The following is a 14,739-nucleotide window of genomic DNA, read 5'->3' as shown; positions in this document are numbered from 1 at the left end:
GGTCCGGAAGGGGGGGCGCGGGAGGAGCCGGGGCTCAGCTGGTGCGGCCCTTCGCGTCGAACGCCTTCATCCGGTCCAGCACCCCGTCCGCGGTGGGGTGCATCATCTGGTCCACGATCGCCCCGTCCGCGAGGAAGATCACCCGGTCCGCGTAGGAGGCGGCGGCCGGGTCGTGGGTCACCATCACCACGGTCTGGCCCAGCTCGCGCACCGAGTTGCGGAGGAAGCCGAGGACCTCGGCGCCGGAGCGGGAGTCCAGGTTTCCGGTCGGCTCGTCACCGAAGATGATCTCGGGCTGCGAGGCCAGGGCGCGGGCGACGGCGACGCGCTGCTGCTGGCCGCCGGAGAGCTCGGTGGGGCGGTGCTTCAGCCGGTCGGCGAGGCCCACCATGTCGATGACCTTGCGCAGCCAGTCCTGGTCGGGCTTGCGGCCCGCGATGTCCATCGGCAGCGTGATGTTCTCCAGTGCCGACAGGGTCGGCAGCAGGTTGAACGCCTGGAAGATGAAGCCGATCTTGTCCCGGCGCAGCTGGGTGAGCTGCTTGTCCTTGAGGGACCCCAGCTCCGTCTCGCCGATGCGCACCGAGCCGGCGCTGAAGCTGTCGAGGCCGGCCACGCAGTGCATCAGCGTGGACTTGCCGGATCCCGACGGGCCCATGATCGCGGTGAACTCGCCCTGCGGGAAGTCGACGGTGACCCGGTCCAGGGCGGTCACCTTGGTCTCGCCCTCCCCGTAGACCTTGGAGAGTTCCGTGGCGCGGGCGGCCACCGCGGTGGCGCGGTGAGCGGTGGACATGGTGGTCACGGGAGACTCCAGGGTCGGGTTGGTGCGGGACGGGGGCCCGTTCCCCGCCGGCCCCGCCGGGGCGGCGGCCGGGGGATGGGCACTGCTCCATCGTCTCCGCCGTTCCGCCGCCGGTCGTCACTCCCGGTGCCCGTTCCCGGGGCCCTCTTGAGTCGCACCGCGGGGGCCCCGGCGTCCTCCTGCGGTATGACATGGACCCTGAGCGGGGTGGACCCGAAGGCCCCGGTCCGCTACCGCGGCGGGGCCGTCGACCCGCGCGGGACCAGCCGGGCCGCCGCGTCCTCGAAGCCCGTCGCCGTACCGTCGGTGATCAGGGACAGCAGGGTGCGGGCGGCGTGGCTCCCGTACGCCGGGATGTCGCGGCTCAGCGCGGTCAGCGGCGGCCGGACCACCCGGGAGAGCTGGGAGTCGTCCCAGGCGATCAGGGAGAGGTCGCCCGGCACGTCGAGTCCCATCTCCTGGGCGACCGAGAGTCCGGCGACGGCCATGATGTCGTTGTCGTAGATGACGGCGGTGGGCCGCTCGGGGGAGCTGATCAGCCGCCGGGTTGCGTGCGCCCCGTCCTCGCCGGAGTAGTCGGTGTGGACGATGACCGGTTCGCCGAGGCCGAGTCCGGCGCAGATCTCGCGCTGGGCCCGGTCGCGCAGCTCGGTGTGGTTGAGGCCGGGCAGGCCCGCGACCCGGGCGACCGACCGGTGGCCCAGCGCGGCCAGATACGTGAGGGTGTCGCGGACCGCCGCGTGGTCGTCGGACCACACGGCGGGCAGCGGGCCGGCCGCCGAGGGGTGGCCGATCACCACGGCGGGCAGGCCCAGTTCGGCGACGCCCTCGATCCGCGGGTCGGGGACGCGCAGATCGGCGAGGAACACGCCGTCCACCCGGCCCTCGCCCCACCAGCGGCGGTAGACCTCCAGCTCCTGCGCCGGATCGGTGACGACCTGGAGGAGCAGGGCGCAGCCGCGGGGCGAGAGTTCGCTCTCGATGCCGCTGATCAGCTCCATGAAGAACGGCTCCATGCCGAGCAGCCGGGCGGGCCGGCACAGGGCGAGGCCGACCGCGTCGGCCCGGGCGCGGGTCAGGGCGCGGGCCGCGCTGTTGGGCCGCCAGCCGATCTCCTCGGCGATGGCCTTGATGGCGGCGCGGGTCGCGGGGGAGACGCCCGGCCGGTCGTTCAGCGCGTAGGACACCGCGACCTTGGAGACCCCGGCGCGGCGTGCGATGTCCGCGATCGTGGGGCGGTGTCTGGGCATGTGACCTCGCTTAACCGGTTCCTGTTGCACGGGAATCCTAGCCGACACGTCCCTCGTACGCGGCCCCTCCCGAAGAAGCATGATCGCTCAACTCCGTTGGAAAGTAACGGAATGGGAGCGCTCCCGCACCCTTGACACGGTTTCCCGGCGGCCTTAACTTCACGGCACTTACCCGGTTCAGTAACTCCGCTCGGCAGGGACGGCGGGGAGAAGGAGGGACGATGGGCACGGGATTCCGGGGACGACGGATCGCGGCCACGCTCGCCGTGATCGCACTCGCCGCCACCGCGTGCACGGGGGGCGGCTCCTCGGCAGGCGGTCCGGGCGGGAAGGGCGGCGGCGCGCTCCCGCGCAACGAGACGCTCTACACCACCGGCACGCAGTGGGGACCGCCGGCGAACTACAACCCGCTGCACAACTGGGACCACGCCACCGGCACCAAGGGGCTGGTCTACGAGACGCTGTTCCACTTCGACCCCAACGAGGGCAAGCTGACGCCCTGGCTGGCGGAGTCGGGCAGCTGGACCGGCGACAAGACGTACGAGCTGAAGCTCCGTCCGGGCATCACCTGGTCCGACGGCAAGCCGCTGACCGCGAAGGACGTCGCGTACTCCTACGGGCTCGGCAAGATCGAGGCCTCGTCCTTCCACACCCTGTGGAGCTGGCTCTCGGACGCGAAGGCGGTGGACGCCACCACCGTCCGCTTCACCTTCGAGCAGGCCCGCTACCAGGAGTGGGACTACACCCTCTACGGGCAGCCGGTCGTCCCCGAGCACATCTGGAGCAAGCGCTCCGAGAAGGAGATCCTCGACGGCGTCAACGACAAGCCGGTCGGCTCCGGCGCGTACACGCTCAAGAGCCACACCCAGGACCGGGTCGTCTGGCAGCGCCGCGACGACTGGTGGGGCGTCAAGGCGCTCTCCATGAAGCCCGCACCGCGCTACATCGTCGACGTGTCCAACCCCAGCAACGAGGTCGTCATCGGCCAGCTGGGCCAGGGCCAGCTGGACCTCAGCAACAACTTCCTGCCCGGCGCCTCCTCGCTGATCAAGAGCAAGAAGGTCGTCTCGTACTACGACAAGCCGCCCTACATGCTCTCCGCCAACACCGCCTGGCTGGTGCCCAACACCACGAGGAAGCCGATGAACGACGCGGCGTTCCGCAGGGCGCTCGCCGACTCCGTCGACGTCGGGAAGATCGTCAAGGGGGTGTACGGGGAGCTGGTCAAGCCCGCCGACCCGACCGGTCTGCTCCCGCAGTGGAACCAGTTCGTCGATCAGGACCTGGTGGCCCGTGAGGGCTTCGCCTTCGACACCGCGAAGGCCAAGCAGACCCTCGCCGACGCCGGGTACAAGGACACCGACGGCGACGGACTGGTGGAGAACAAGGACGGCTCGAAGATCAGCCTGAAGCTGGCCGTGCCCACCGGCTGGACCGACTGGATGGAGGCCGCCAAGGTCATCGCCTCGTCCGCCAAGGCCGCGGGCATCGGCATCACCACCGAGTTCCCCGACGCGAACGCCCTCAACGAGCAGCGCGGCAAGGGCAACTTCGACCTCGTCGTCAACAACGAACGCCAGCTGTCCAACACCCCGTGGACGTACTACGAGTACATGTTCCAGCTGCCGGTCCAGAAGCAGCAGAACACGGTCAACTTCGGCCGCTACGAGAACAAGGAGGCCTGGAAACTCGTCCAGGAGCTCGGCGGGGTCAGGACGGACGACACCGAGGGCATGAAGAAGGTCATTTCGAGGATCCAGGAGATCCAGCTCAAGGAGATGCCCGTCATCCCCCTCTGGTACAACGGCCTGTGGGCCCAGTCCACCACCGGGAGCTGGACGAACTGGCCGTCGGACGCCGCGGGCGCGCCCAAGTACGCCCCCGCGCTGTGGCGCAACTGGCTGGAGATGGGCGGCTTCGAGGCCCTCACCCAGCTCAAGCCCGCCAAGTGACACGGCCGTTCTGAGAAGGACCGGCCCCGCGCCGGCCCCTCTCCTTCCATGACCGCCCCGCCGTGCGTGGCGCCCTGACCGCTGCCCGCACGGCGGGGCTCTCTCCGGGGAGCTCCCTTGCGCCGCTACTTCGCCCGCAAACTTCTGATCTACGCACTGACCTTCGTCGTCGCCGTCACCGTGAACTGGATGATCCCACGCTTCATGCCCGGCGACCCGGTCGCCGCGATGGTGGCCCGGGCCCGCGTCTCGCAGCCCGAGGCCGTCGACGCGATGCGCGCCTACTACAACAACCTCTTCGGCTTCGACGAACCCGTCTGGCAGCAGTACCTGCACTTCTGGGGCGCCCTGCTCCAGGGCGACTTCGGGCTGTCCATCTGGGTGTTCCCGAAGCCCGTCGCCGACGTCCTGCTCGACGCGCTCCCCTACACCCTGGGACTGATGATCCCGGCGGTCCTGCTCAGCTGGTTCGTCGGCAACTGGGCCGGGGCGCTGGCCGCCCGCCGCAAGGTGCTCGACAACACCGTGCTGCCCGCCGGCTACCTGCTCACCGCGATGCCGTACATGTGGATCGCCGTCATCCTCGCCTGGGCGCTCGGCTCCAAGGCGGGCTGGTTCCCGATCTCCGGCGGCTACAGCCTCGACATCCAGCCGAACTGGTCCGTGGACTTCGCCGTGGACCTGCTCCAGCACTGGGTGCTGCCGTTCCTCTCGCTGTTCCTGGTCGCACTCGGCGGCTGGGCCATCGGCATGCGCAACATGATCATCTACGAGCTGGAGTCCGACTACTCCTCCTACCTGTCGGCCCTCGGCGCACCGCAGCGGCTCATCCGCCGCTACGCCTTCCGCAACGCCGTCCTGCCCCAGATCACCGGACTCGCCCTGCAACTCGGAGTCCTGGTGGCCGGAGCCCTCGTCACCGAGATCGTCTTCGCCTACCCCGGGCTCGGCTCGCTGATCCTGGCCGCGATCCAGAACCAGGACTTCTTCCTGCTCCAGGGCGCGTTCCTGTTCATCGTCATCGGCGTACTCATCGCCAACTTCCTCATCGACATCGTGTACGTCGTCGTCGACCCCCGGACCCGTACCGGCATGGCAGGAGGCCAGTCATGAGCACCGTGCCCGAACCGGCCACCGCCCCCACCGACACGACGGCACCGGCCGCCGCCGCCCGCCCCGGCCGGGAGACCCTCCACTACGCCGTGCGCAACCCGAAGCTCATCATCGGGTTCACCGTCGTCGTGCTGCTCCTGCTCGTCGGCATCGCGGGACCGCCGCTGCTCGACAACGCCGACCCGAACGAATACGTGGGCCCGCAGGCCGCGGCGCCCGACGGCACCTACTGGATGGGCACCACCACCTTCGGGCAGGACGTGTACGCCCAGTTCGTGCACGGGCTGCGCGCCACCTTCCTGGTCGGCGTCGTCGGCGGGGCCATCGCCGCCGTCATCGCCATGCTCGTCGGCTTCCTGGCCGGCTACCGCGGCGGTGTCGTCGACGAGATCCTCAACATGCTCACCAACGTGGTCCTGGTGCTGCCCGCCCTGGCCGTCCTGCTGATCATCAACGCCTACCTCGGCGTCCGCTCGGTACCCGTGCAGGGCCTGTTCATCGGGCTCACCTCCTGGCCCTGGGCGGCGCGCGCCATCCGGGCCCAGACCTTCTCGCTGCGCACCCGGGAGTTCGTGGACCTGGCCCGGCTCAGCGGCAGCGGCACCTGGCGGATCGTCTTCCGCGAGATCGCGCCCAACATGAGCTCGTACCTCTTCATGATGTTCATCCTGCTCTTCGGCGGCTCCGTCCTGATCGCCTCCTCGCTCGACTTCATCGGGCTCGGCCCCACCGAGGGCGTCTCGCTCGGGATGATGCTGCAGAGCGCCCAGCAGTGGAGCGCGCTCCAACTCGGCATGTGGTGGTGGTTCGTCCCGCCGGGCGCCGGGATCACCGCGATCGTCGGCGCGCTGTACGTCGCCAACGTCGGCCTCGACGAGGTCTTCAACCCGAAACTCCGGGAGGCCTGAGCACATGACCCCGACCGCTCTTCCCGGAGGCCCGCGCACATGACCCTGACCGTGACCGACCTACGGGTCCACTACCGCACCCTGCGCGGCGAGGTCCGGGCCCTGGACGGCGTCTCCTTCGACCTGGCCGACGGGGAGATCCTGGGCCTGGCCGGCGAGTCCGGCTGCGGCAAGACGACGCTCGGCAAGTCGCTGATCCGCCTCGACGGCCGGATGCGGCACGCGGGCGGCACCGTCACCCTCGACGGCGACGACGTGCCGGTCGCCGACGACCGTGCGATGAACGCCTTCCGCTTCCACCGGATATCGCTCGTCCCGCAGTACTCCATGAGCGCACTCAACCCGACCCGGCGCATCGGACGCATGATCCGCGAACTGCTCGCCTCGCGCGGCGCCGGCGTGGACACCGCCGAACTGCACCGCAGGCTCGACCTGGTGGGCCTGGACCACGACGTCCTGAACCGCTACCCGATCGAGCTGTCCGGCGGCATGAAGCAGCGCACCGTCATGGTGATCTCCACCCTCCTCGACCCGTCCGTCCTCATCGCCGACGAGGTCACCTCCGCCCTCGACGTCTCCACCCAGCGAGCCGTCGTCGGCGCGCTCACCGGGCTGCGCGACAAGGGCCTGGTCACCAGCATGATCTTCGTGACGCACGACCTCGGCCTCACCTCGCACATCGCCGACTCGATCATGGTGATGTACGCGGGCAGGCTCGCCGAGAAAGCGCCCACGAAGGTCCTGACGACCGCGCCCCGCCACCCGTACACCAAGCTCCTGCTCGGCTCGCTCCCCGAGGTCGGCGCGCGGTACGCCGACAAGCCGCTCAAGGGCATCGCGGGCGCCCCGCCCTCGCTCCTGGACCCGCCGGCCGGCTGCCGCTTCCGCGACCGCTGCCCGATCGCGGACGAGCGGTGCGCCGATGAGCCCCCGGTCGTGGAGATCGCCCCCCGTCACTCCGTCGCATGCTGGAAGGCCTGATGCTGACCCTCGACCACGTCACCAAGACCTACCGCGCCGGAGCCTTCGGCGGCGGATCCGTCACCGCCGTCGACCGGGTGTCCTTCACCGCCGCACCCGGCGAGGTCGTCTCCCTCATCGGCGAGAGCGGCAGCGGGAAGTCCACCATCGGCCGGATGATCCTCGGCCTCACCGGGGTCAGCGCCGGCAGCCTCACCCTGGACGGCCGGCCGGTCCGCCCCGGAAAGGACTTCTACCGCCGCGTCCAGGGCGTCTTCCAGGACCCCTTCTCCTGCTACAACCCGGTCTTCCGGGCCGACCGCGTCTTCGACCTGATCCGCCGCGCCTACCACCCGGGCGTACCCGGCAGGGAGTGGGCCGACCGCGTCGAGAAGGCGGTACGGGACGTGCGCCTTGACCCCGGCCAGGTGCTCGGCCGCTACCCGCACCAGCTCAGCGGCGGCCAGCTGCAACGCCTCCTCATCGCCCGCGCCCTCCTGCTCGACCTGAGCTTCCTGGTCGCCGACGAGATCACCAGCATGCTCGACGCCTCCACCCGCATCGACGTCCTCAACCTCCTGGCCGGCCTCAAGGAACGCGGCCTCGGCGTCCTCTACATCACCCACGACCTGGCGCTCGGCACCTACCTCGCCGAGAAGACCGTGGTGCTGCGCCGCGGCAGAGTCGTCGAACGGGGCGACACCCAGAAGGTGTTCGGCAACCCGCTGCACCCCTACACCCGCACCCTGCTGGCCGCGGTGCCCCGGCTCAACACCCCGTGGGACCCGCCCGAGCCCCTGCGTGACTGCGCCTTCCACGAGGCGGGTCCCACGGACACCGACCTGTACGAGACCGAACCGGACCACTTCGTCGCCTGCGCCCAGCTCCCCGACTGCGGAAGGACCCCCGCGTGACCCTTCGCCACCTGCCCCTGCACGAAGGCTGGACGCTCACCGCGGACGGTGACGTGCCCGTGGGGCTCCCCCCAGGGGGCGTCCCCGCCACCGTGCCCGGCTGCGTCCACACCGACCTCCTCGCGGCGGGCCTGATCGACGACCCGTACCTGGACGACAACGAGAACCGGCTGACCTGGATCGGCCGCACCGACTGGACGTACCGCACCACGTTCGACTGGACTCCGGACGGGCACGACCACGCCGCCCTGTGCTTCGACGGCCTCGACACCGTCGCCACCGTCCTGCTCAACGGCACCGAGGTGGGCCGGACCGCCAACCAGCACCGCAGCCACCGCTTCCCCGTCCGCCCGCTCCTCGTCGAGGGCACCAACACCCTCGCCGTACGCTTCACCGCCCCGTACACCTACGCCGAGGAGCTGCGCGAGCGGCTCGGCGACCGGCCCGGCGCCTATGCGGAGCCGTACGCCTTCATCCGCAAGATGGCGTGCAACTTCGGCTGGGACTGGGGGCCGACGCTGGTCACGTCCGGCATCTGGCGGCCGGTGGCCCTGGAGACGTGGAGCGGTCCGCGGATCGCGTCCGTGAGACTGCTCCCGGACCTGGACGCGGACGGCGTACCGCGCCTGACCGCCGAGCTGGAGGTCGAGCACGACGGTCTGAAGGCGCTGTCGGGCGAGGTCGGGGTGGTCGGGGCGGGCACCGTCTTCATCGCCACGCAGGACGAGCACCGCGTCTCGGTCACCCTCTCCGTCCCCGACGCCGAGCCCTGGTGGCCGCACAGCCACGGCGAACAGCCGCTGTACGACGTGACGGTCCGGGTGGGCGACGACGTCCGCAGGCTCAGGACCGGATTCCGCGCCGTCACCCTGGAACGCGAGGCGTTCCGCATCTCGGTGAACGGCGAACCCGTCTTCGTACGGGGCGTGAACTGGATCCCCGAGGACTGCTTCCCCGCCCGCCTCACCCGGCAGCGGATCTCCGACCGCCTGGACCAGGCGGTCGCGGCCGGAGTGAACCTGATCAGGGTCTGGGGCGGCGGCCTCTACGAGAGCGACGACTTCTACGAACTGTGCGACGAGAAGGGACTGCTGGTCTGGCAGGACTTCCCCTTCGCCTGTGCCGCCTACCCGGAGGAGCAGCCGCTGTGGGACGAGGTCGCGGCCGAGGCCCGGGAGAACGTCACCCGCCTCGCCCCGCACCCCTCCCTCGTCCTGTGGTGCGGCAACAACGAGAACCTGGAGGGCCACGCCGACTGGGGCTGGCAGAAGGAGCTGGGCGACCGCACCTGGGGCCACGGCTACTACCACGAGCTGCTCCCCGCCGTCGTCGCGGAGACGGACCCCACCCGCCCCTACTGGCCCGGCTCGCCCTACTCCGGCACCGAGGACATCCACCCGCAGGACCCGGCCCACGGCACCATCCACATCTGGGACGTGTGGAACCGGGCCGACTACCGCGCCTACGCGGACCGGGTGCCGCGCTTCGTCGCCGAGTTCGGCTTCCAGGGCCCGCCCGCGTACGCCACCCTGCGCCGCGCCGTCAGCGGCCCGCTCACCCCCGACGCCCCGCTCCTGGCCCACCACCAGAAGGCCGAGGACGGCAACGCGAAACTGCTCCGCGGCCTGGGCGACCACCTGCCGCTGCCGGGCGCGGACTTCGACGACTGGCACTGGCTCACCCAGCTCAACCAGGCCCGGGCCGTCGCCTTCGGCATCCGCCACTTCCGCTCCCACACCCCGTACTGCATGGGCACGATCGTGTGGCAGCTCAACGACTGCTGGCCGGTCGTCTCCTGGGCGGCCGTCGACGGCGACGGCCGCCGCAAACCCCTCTGGTACGCCCTGCGGGCCGTGTACGCCGACCGTCTGATCGCCGTGCGCGACGGGTCCGCGCACCTCGTCAACGACGCCCCCGCACCCTGGGCCGGCACGTTGCGGCTGACCCGGTACGGCCTGGACGGGGCGGTGCTGGCCGAGGAGGAGGTGGCGGTGAGCACGGCCGCGCGCTCGGTCACCCGGGTCCCGCTGCCGCGGTCGGTGGCCGAACCGGCCGACCCCACCCGTGAGGTCCTGGTCGCGCGCCTCGGCGACACCAGGGCGGTGGAGTTCTACGAGGAGGACACCCGTCTCGCGCTGCCGCCGGCCCGCTACGACGTCACGGTGACGGAGAGCGAGGGCGAGGCGCCCGGATACCGCGTCGAGGTGACCGCCCGCACGCTGCTGCGGGACCTCGCGCTCTTCCCCGACCGGCTGGACCCGGCGGCCGTGGCGGACGAGATGCTCGTCACGCTGCTGCCCGGCGAGAGCGCCGTGTTCATGATCACAGGGGCGGTGCTCCCGGACCCGGACGCGCTGGGCTCCCGGCCGGTGCTGCGGTGCGTCAACGACGGCGTCGCGACGCGGTAGTTGCGGCGGGGGTGGCGCGCCCCTGGCGATCAGTGGCGCGCGCCTGGCGGATCGGCTGTGCGGGTGCGGCGACTTTCCGTCAATTCGGATACCCGGCCGCCGTGCCCGACACCCCGCCCAGGCATGTGACTATGCCTTCTGCGTGTGCTGACGGACCCTCAAGCGATCAATAAAATAAGACAACATCGAGCCACTGTCCGTCTGCTCGGCGGGTGCCCCCGGATAGGGTCATGTGCCAACGCGGAGCCGCGCGAAGCCCGGATGGTGGAATGCAGACACGGCGAGCTTAAACCTCGCTGCCCCTCGGGGGCGTACCGGTTCGAGTCCGGTTCCGGGCACCATCGCGCTCACCGGCCCGACCGGCCGAATCGACCGGTTCGCCCGGGTACCCCATTCGAGGACGAGCCCTCTGCCGAGGCCTTCGGGAACGCGGTGAACGGGGCCGGCGGCCGGCGGTGACGGAGGGGCCGGGCGAAGGGCCACGGATGCGACGTCACGGACGGTAGTGGTGCGGCCCGGCAGGTCGGGCGGAGCGGCGCGGCGGTCCCGGCCGACGCCCTGTGGACATCCATTCACCCGCAGGGAGAATGGGCCTTCACATCCAGGGGCTTGGGGGGATCTTGTGAGTGGTGGTGCTCTGCTCGGAGTGTTAGGGCTGATAGTTCTGCTGTTGGCCTATTTCGTGCCGGCCTTTGTCGCCTTTTCGCGAGGCGTGCCGAACAAGGGATCCGTGTTCGTGATCAATCTCTTCCTGGGCTGGACCGTGGTGGGCTGGATCGTCGCGCTGGCCATGGCGGCGCGCAGCAATCAGCAGCAACAGCCCCGTCTGTAGGCGTCCGGATCCGCCGGGGGCGTCCGGCCCTGCAGTGCATGTCCGTGGCGGTTCGCCTGCCGTTTCCGGCCGGCCGTTCTCGCTGGGCCGCCTCCTCGCCGACGGGTCTCCCACGCGGCCTCACCGACTCCCGCCACAACCCAGTCACGCAGACCATCACCCGCGCCTACGACGTGCGGTAACCGCACTGCCCCGGCCGGGCGGTCCCCTCGACAGGGGACCGCCCGGTCTTCCGTGTGCGGACGCAGGAACGACCCGGGTGCCGTACTCGTACGGGCGCACTTCGGCGGGGTGGCGGCCAGCCTCCCTGCGGACCCCCGACGGGAGTGGATGATCGATGCCCCGGGTCCGCCACCACGGGCGGCACGCGCAGGCGCGACCACATCGCCGACGGAGGTGCCCGCATGTTCCGTCCGCTGCGTGCGGCGATGTCCTCGGCACACGGTTCGACGGACCACGACGACATCACGGCCATCCGCACGCCCGCCACCCGCGACGTAGTCCTGGCCACCTTGGCGACGACGGCCGCGGTGGTCGTCCTCGGTCTGCTGACCGGGACCGCGGTGCTCCTTCTCGGGCTGCTGGTGTTCCTGCCGGCGTTCGCCGCCGCCCTGTGCAGCCCGCGCCAGACGGCGATGGTCTCCGCCTGGGTGAGCCTCGTCGTCATCGCGCCGGTCGTCCTCCAGTCCGGGGAGCGGATCCTCGACCGGGTGATCCTGGCGCTGTTCGCCGTCGGCTTCGGCACCCTGGCCGTCTACGGTGCCCGGATGCGCATCGCGCGCGAGGGCGCCCTGGTGCGGCTGCGGTCCACCGCCGCGGCGATGCAGAGGCAGATCCTGCGGCCGTTGCCGCTGCTCACCGACGATGTCCTGGTGGACGGTGTGTACGAGCCCCTGCAGGAGGACAAGCTCGTCGGGGGCGACATCTACGACGTGGTCGCCACTCCGTGGGGCACCCGGGTCCTGATCGGTGATGTCCAGGGGAAGGGGCTGGCCGCCATCGGGATGGCCATCGACGTGGTGGGGGCGTTCAGGGAAGCAGCCCACCGTGAGCCGACGGCGACCGCCCTCGTCGACGCGCTGGAGGCTGCGGTCGTCCGGCACAACGACTACGCCGGACAGCGCGGTGAGCCCGAACGGTTCGTCACCGCGCTCGTCCTGGTGGTGGACGCGGGGACCGACACCCAGGTCGTCGGCTGCGGCCACATCCCGCCCTACCTGCTGCACGACGGCGTCGCCACCGCCGTCGGCGCGGGGGAGGAGCACGTACCGCTGGGCCTGGCGAATCTGGTCGACGAACCACGCACGGTGTCATGGTTCGCCTTCCCCGCCGGGGCGACGCTGCTGCTGTGCACCGACGGCCTGACCGAGGCCCGTTCGCGCGACGGCGCCTTCTATCCGCTCGAGGAGCGCCTCGGTGGCCGCGTCGACATCACCGCCGGCCGGCTGATCGGTTCACTGGTCGACGACGTGAGGGACTTCACCGCCGGGGTGCAACAGGATGACCTGGCGGTCCTCGCGGTACGCCGTGCCCCGCACCGGGCACCGTAGGACCGGCCCCCGTCGGTGCGCCGTCAGTTGACGCGCTCGGTGGCGAAGAGTTCCAGATGCGAGCAGGTGGGGCAGCGGTAGGCGTCGATCTGCCAGTGCGGGCGGCCCATCCTTCGCGCGCCGCCGAACAGGCCGCGTTCGAGCGCGCCGGCGATCCACCGTGCGTAACCCCGGGACCCCTGCCCGGAGTCCTCGACGAAGCCGGGTTCCAGCCCCACCGCACCGCACTGGGTGCACCGTATGTTGTTCATCGGGGGAGTGTAGTGAGCGGCCGCCGGCGCGCGGCCCGGCTCCGCGAAATCTCCGCAGGCCCCGCCCGGACCCACTGGGCCCACCGCCGTTCGCCCGTACGTCCGGAATGAGGCCCTGCATTTGGGCCCACGGGCCCGTGCCGGAACGTGCGCACCTCTCGTAACCTCCGACCCCTAAGGCCATCGGGGAGGACGACAATCATGCCGCGGACGAGGTATCGGGGGCCCATATCCTCGCGCAGTGGATGGGGTGACAGGGGCGGGACCGCCCTGGAGTACGTCGGCATGGTCATGGTCGCGGTGGCCATCGTGGGTGCCCTGCTGGTGACCGGTCTCGGCGGCAAGGTCAGCGAGAGGTTCTCGTGCGCGATCTCGTCCGTCATGGGCGGCGGGGGCTGCACCGGCGGCGCCGGGAACGATGCGGGCGGCGACCCCAACGCCGAGTTCGAGCCGCTGACCTGCGCCACGGTGACGAAGTCCGGAACGCAGGGCGGGAAGTTCGGGGTCTCGTTCGAGACGCTCGGGATCGAGTTCGGTGGCGAGTTCGGTTTCGAGGAGACGACGTCCAAGGCCAAGACGGACGTCAACAAGGACGGCAAGATCGATGACAACGACGAGCAGGTCTCGCTGACCTTCACGGACGCCGGCTCGGTCAAGGGCACGGAGAAGCCCAAGGGCCGTATCAAGATCGGTGACGTGGGCAAGGACAAGGTGGAGATCGCCGCCGGTCTCACCGTCACCACGGGCGACACCTGGGTCTTCGACAGCCAGGAGGAGGCGGACCAGTTCCGCAAGGACCTCCAGGAGTACAAGAAGCTCAGCCGGCTGAACAAGCTCTCCAACCTGAGCCCGATCGTGGGCGGTTCCACCGAGGTGGCCAGCTGGTTCGGCAAAGGGCCCAAGGCCAAGGAGAGCCGCCTCAAGCAGAACATCGAGGACCGGCTCGGCAACAAGCACATCACCACCCAGAAGGTCAGCCTCGAAGTCGCCGCCCAGGCCGGTTTCCAGTTCGGCGCGGGGATGAACGCCCCGGACACCACCAACGCGGACGGCACGACCACCCCGGCCCCCAAGCCCGGCGCCACCGTCGAGGCCGGCCTCAAGATCTCCGAGGCCCAGGAAGTCACGCTCACGCAGAACCACATCAACAACACCGACGCGTACACCTACCAGGCCAAGGCCACCGGCGGGGCGTACGCGAAGGGCGAGGCGGGACCGGCCAAGGCCGGTGCGGAGGCCTCCGGCTCGGCGGCGGGCGCCATCACCGTCACGGTCGACAGCAAGACCGGCAAGGTGAAGAGCATCACGATGACGCGGACCCTGGAGGGCAAGGCGGAGGCCAGCGCCGGTCTCAAGGGCGATGTGAACGGCAACGAGAAGGGCGGCGGGACGACCACCCAGGTCATCACCACGACCGTCCCGCTGGACGACAAGAACATGTCCAAGGCCGAGTCCGATGCCATCAAGGCCCAGATGTTCTCCGGCCAGGGCATGAACAGTGCCTTCAACTACCTCTTCACCGGGACGCCGGTACCGACCGAGGACCCCGGCGCCGGCGACCCGTTCGGCCACTACGCGTTCAACCACGGCCAGGTCAGCAAGCAGGAGTACGACGGCTCGTCCTCGTCCGAGGAGATCGGTCTCGACATCAACCTGGAGGTCGCCGGCATCAACGGCGCCTACACCAGCTCGGAGTCGCAGAAGAGCCTGACGAAGGCCGAGTTCCTGGGGGCTCCCTCCGGCGGCCAGCGTTCGTTCTTCCCGTACAGCTACTGTGCCAAGTGATCCACAGGTAC

12 protein-coding genes and 1 tRNA gene are annotated in these 14,739 nt (G+C 70.4%); 10 read left to right on the top strand and 3 right to left on the bottom strand.

The genetic code is table 11. From position 1 onward, the window contains the following. Positions 1–34: 34 nt before the first annotated feature. Positions 35–805 (bottom strand): ABC transporter ATP-binding protein, encoded by a 771-nt coding sequence (locus tag OG408_RS15845; RefSeq protein ID WP_266779704.1) that lies wholly within the window; start codon positions 803–805, stop codon positions 35–37. A gap of 230 nt (positions 806–1,035) precedes the next feature. After that, a complete protein-coding gene (locus OG408_RS15840) occupies positions 1,036–2,055 on the bottom strand; it encodes a LacI family DNA-binding transcriptional regulator (protein ID WP_266779702.1) in 1,020 nt (339 codons plus the stop codon). Between the two features lie 221 nt (positions 2,056–2,276). Here OG408_RS15840 and OG408_RS15835 point away from each other — a divergent pair, with 221 nt between their 5' ends. From OG408_RS15835 to OG408_RS15795, 9 genes are all read left to right on the top strand, one after another. Continuing rightward, the gene (locus OG408_RS15835; RefSeq protein ID WP_285564945.1) at positions 2,277–4,007 is read left to right on the top strand and encodes an ABC transporter substrate-binding protein; all 1,731 of its coding nucleotides are present in this window, start codon (positions 2,277–2,279) and stop codon (positions 4,005–4,007) included. A 117-nt stretch (positions 4,008–4,124) separates the two neighbouring features. Further along, positions 4,125–5,120: an ABC transporter permease gene (locus OG408_RS15830; RefSeq protein ID WP_266779698.1), complete on the top strand. Its 996-nt coding sequence runs from the start codon at positions 4,125–4,127 to the stop codon at positions 5,118–5,120. Then, positions 5,117–6,028: an ABC transporter permease gene (locus tag OG408_RS15825; protein WP_266779696.1), complete on the top strand. Its 912-nt coding sequence runs from the start codon at positions 5,117–5,119 to the stop codon at positions 6,026–6,028. The genes OG408_RS15830 and OG408_RS15825 overlap by 4 nt, the downstream gene beginning before the upstream one ends. 39 nt (positions 6,029–6,067) lie before the next feature. Further along, entirely contained in the window at positions 6,068–7,009 is a 942-nt protein-coding gene (locus OG408_RS15820; RefSeq protein WP_326670426.1) for an ABC transporter ATP-binding protein, read from the top strand. Further along, complete coding sequence (locus OG408_RS15815) at positions 6,994–7,902, top strand: ATP-binding cassette domain-containing protein (RefSeq protein ID WP_326670424.1); 909 nt, start codon at positions 6,994–6,996, stop codon at positions 7,900–7,902. The genes OG408_RS15820 and OG408_RS15815 overlap by 16 nt, the downstream gene beginning before the upstream one ends. Further along, positions 7,899–10,310, top strand: coding sequence for a glycoside hydrolase family 2 protein (locus OG408_RS15810; RefSeq protein WP_326670422.1), 2,412 nt, complete (start codon positions 7,899–7,901; stop codon positions 10,308–10,310). Before OG408_RS15815 ends, OG408_RS15810 begins: the two co-directional genes overlap by 4 nt. A 255-nt stretch (positions 10,311–10,565) precedes the next feature. Then, positions 10,566–10,651: transfer RNA gene (locus OG408_RS15805), tRNA-Leu, on the top strand. Positions 10,652–10,980: 329 nt separating this feature from the next. Next, the gene (locus OG408_RS15800) at positions 10,981–11,142 is read left to right on the top strand and encodes a superinfection immunity protein (protein ID WP_285564941.1); all 162 of its coding nucleotides are present in this window, start codon (positions 10,981–10,983) and stop codon (positions 11,140–11,142) included. 404 nt (positions 11,143–11,546) lie between these two features. Beyond that, complete coding sequence (locus OG408_RS15795; protein ID WP_266779686.1) at positions 11,547–12,692, top strand: PP2C family protein-serine/threonine phosphatase; 1,146 nt, start codon at positions 11,547–11,549, stop codon at positions 12,690–12,692. Between the two features lie 23 nt (positions 12,693–12,715). Here the strand turns inward: OG408_RS15795 and OG408_RS15790 are convergent, their stop codons facing one another. Continuing rightward, positions 12,716–12,943, bottom strand: a complete 228-nt coding sequence (locus OG408_RS15790) for a hypothetical protein (RefSeq protein WP_266779684.1) — start codon at positions 12,941–12,943, stop codon at positions 12,716–12,718. Positions 12,944–13,228: 285 nt separating this feature from the next. Here OG408_RS15790 and OG408_RS15785 point away from each other — a divergent pair, with 285 nt between their 5' ends. Then, a complete protein-coding gene (locus OG408_RS15785) occupies positions 13,229–14,728 on the top strand; it encodes a hypothetical protein (protein ID WP_285564935.1) in 1,500 nt (499 codons plus the stop codon). The last annotated feature ends 11 nt before the right edge of the window (positions 14,729–14,739 follow it).

It is taken from the genome of Streptomyces sp. NBC_01257 (assembly GCF_035917255.1).
In the GTDB taxonomy this organism is placed as follows: Bacteria; Actinomycetota; Actinomycetes; order Streptomycetales; family Streptomycetaceae; genus Streptomyces.
Note: the sequence above shows the minus strand (reverse complement) of the source record. Positions and strands in the feature narration are given on the sequence as shown.

Excerpts from the sequence above, each read along its gene's own strand:
- OG408_RS15835 (WP_285564945.1), top strand. The coding sequence starts at position 2,277 with ATGGGCACGGGATTCCGGGGACGACGGATCGCGGCCACGCTCGCCGTG.
- OG408_RS15785 (WP_285564935.1), top strand. The coding sequence starts at position 13,229 with ATGGTCATGGTCGCGGTGGCCATCGTGGGTGCCCTGCTGGTGACCGGT.
- OG408_RS15825 (WP_266779696.1), top strand. The coding sequence starts at position 5,117 with ATGAGCACCGTGCCCGAACCGGCCACCGCCCCCACCGACACGACGGCA.
- OG408_RS15815 (WP_326670424.1), top strand. The coding sequence starts at position 6,994 with ATGCTGGAAGGCCTGATGCTGACCCTCGACCACGTCACCAAGACCTAC.
- OG408_RS15820 (WP_326670426.1), top strand. The coding sequence starts at position 6,068 with ATGACCCTGACCGTGACCGACCTACGGGTCCACTACCGCACCCTGCGC.
- OG408_RS15840 (WP_266779702.1), bottom strand. The coding sequence starts at position 2,055 with ATGCCCAGACACCGCCCCACGATCGCGGACATCGCACGCCGCGCCGGG.
- OG408_RS15790 (WP_266779684.1), bottom strand. The coding sequence starts at position 12,943 with ATGAACAACATACGGTGCACCCAGTGCGGTGCGGTGGGGCTGGAACCC.
- OG408_RS15795 (WP_266779686.1), top strand. The coding sequence starts at position 11,547 with ATGTTCCGTCCGCTGCGTGCGGCGATGTCCTCGGCACACGGTTCGACG.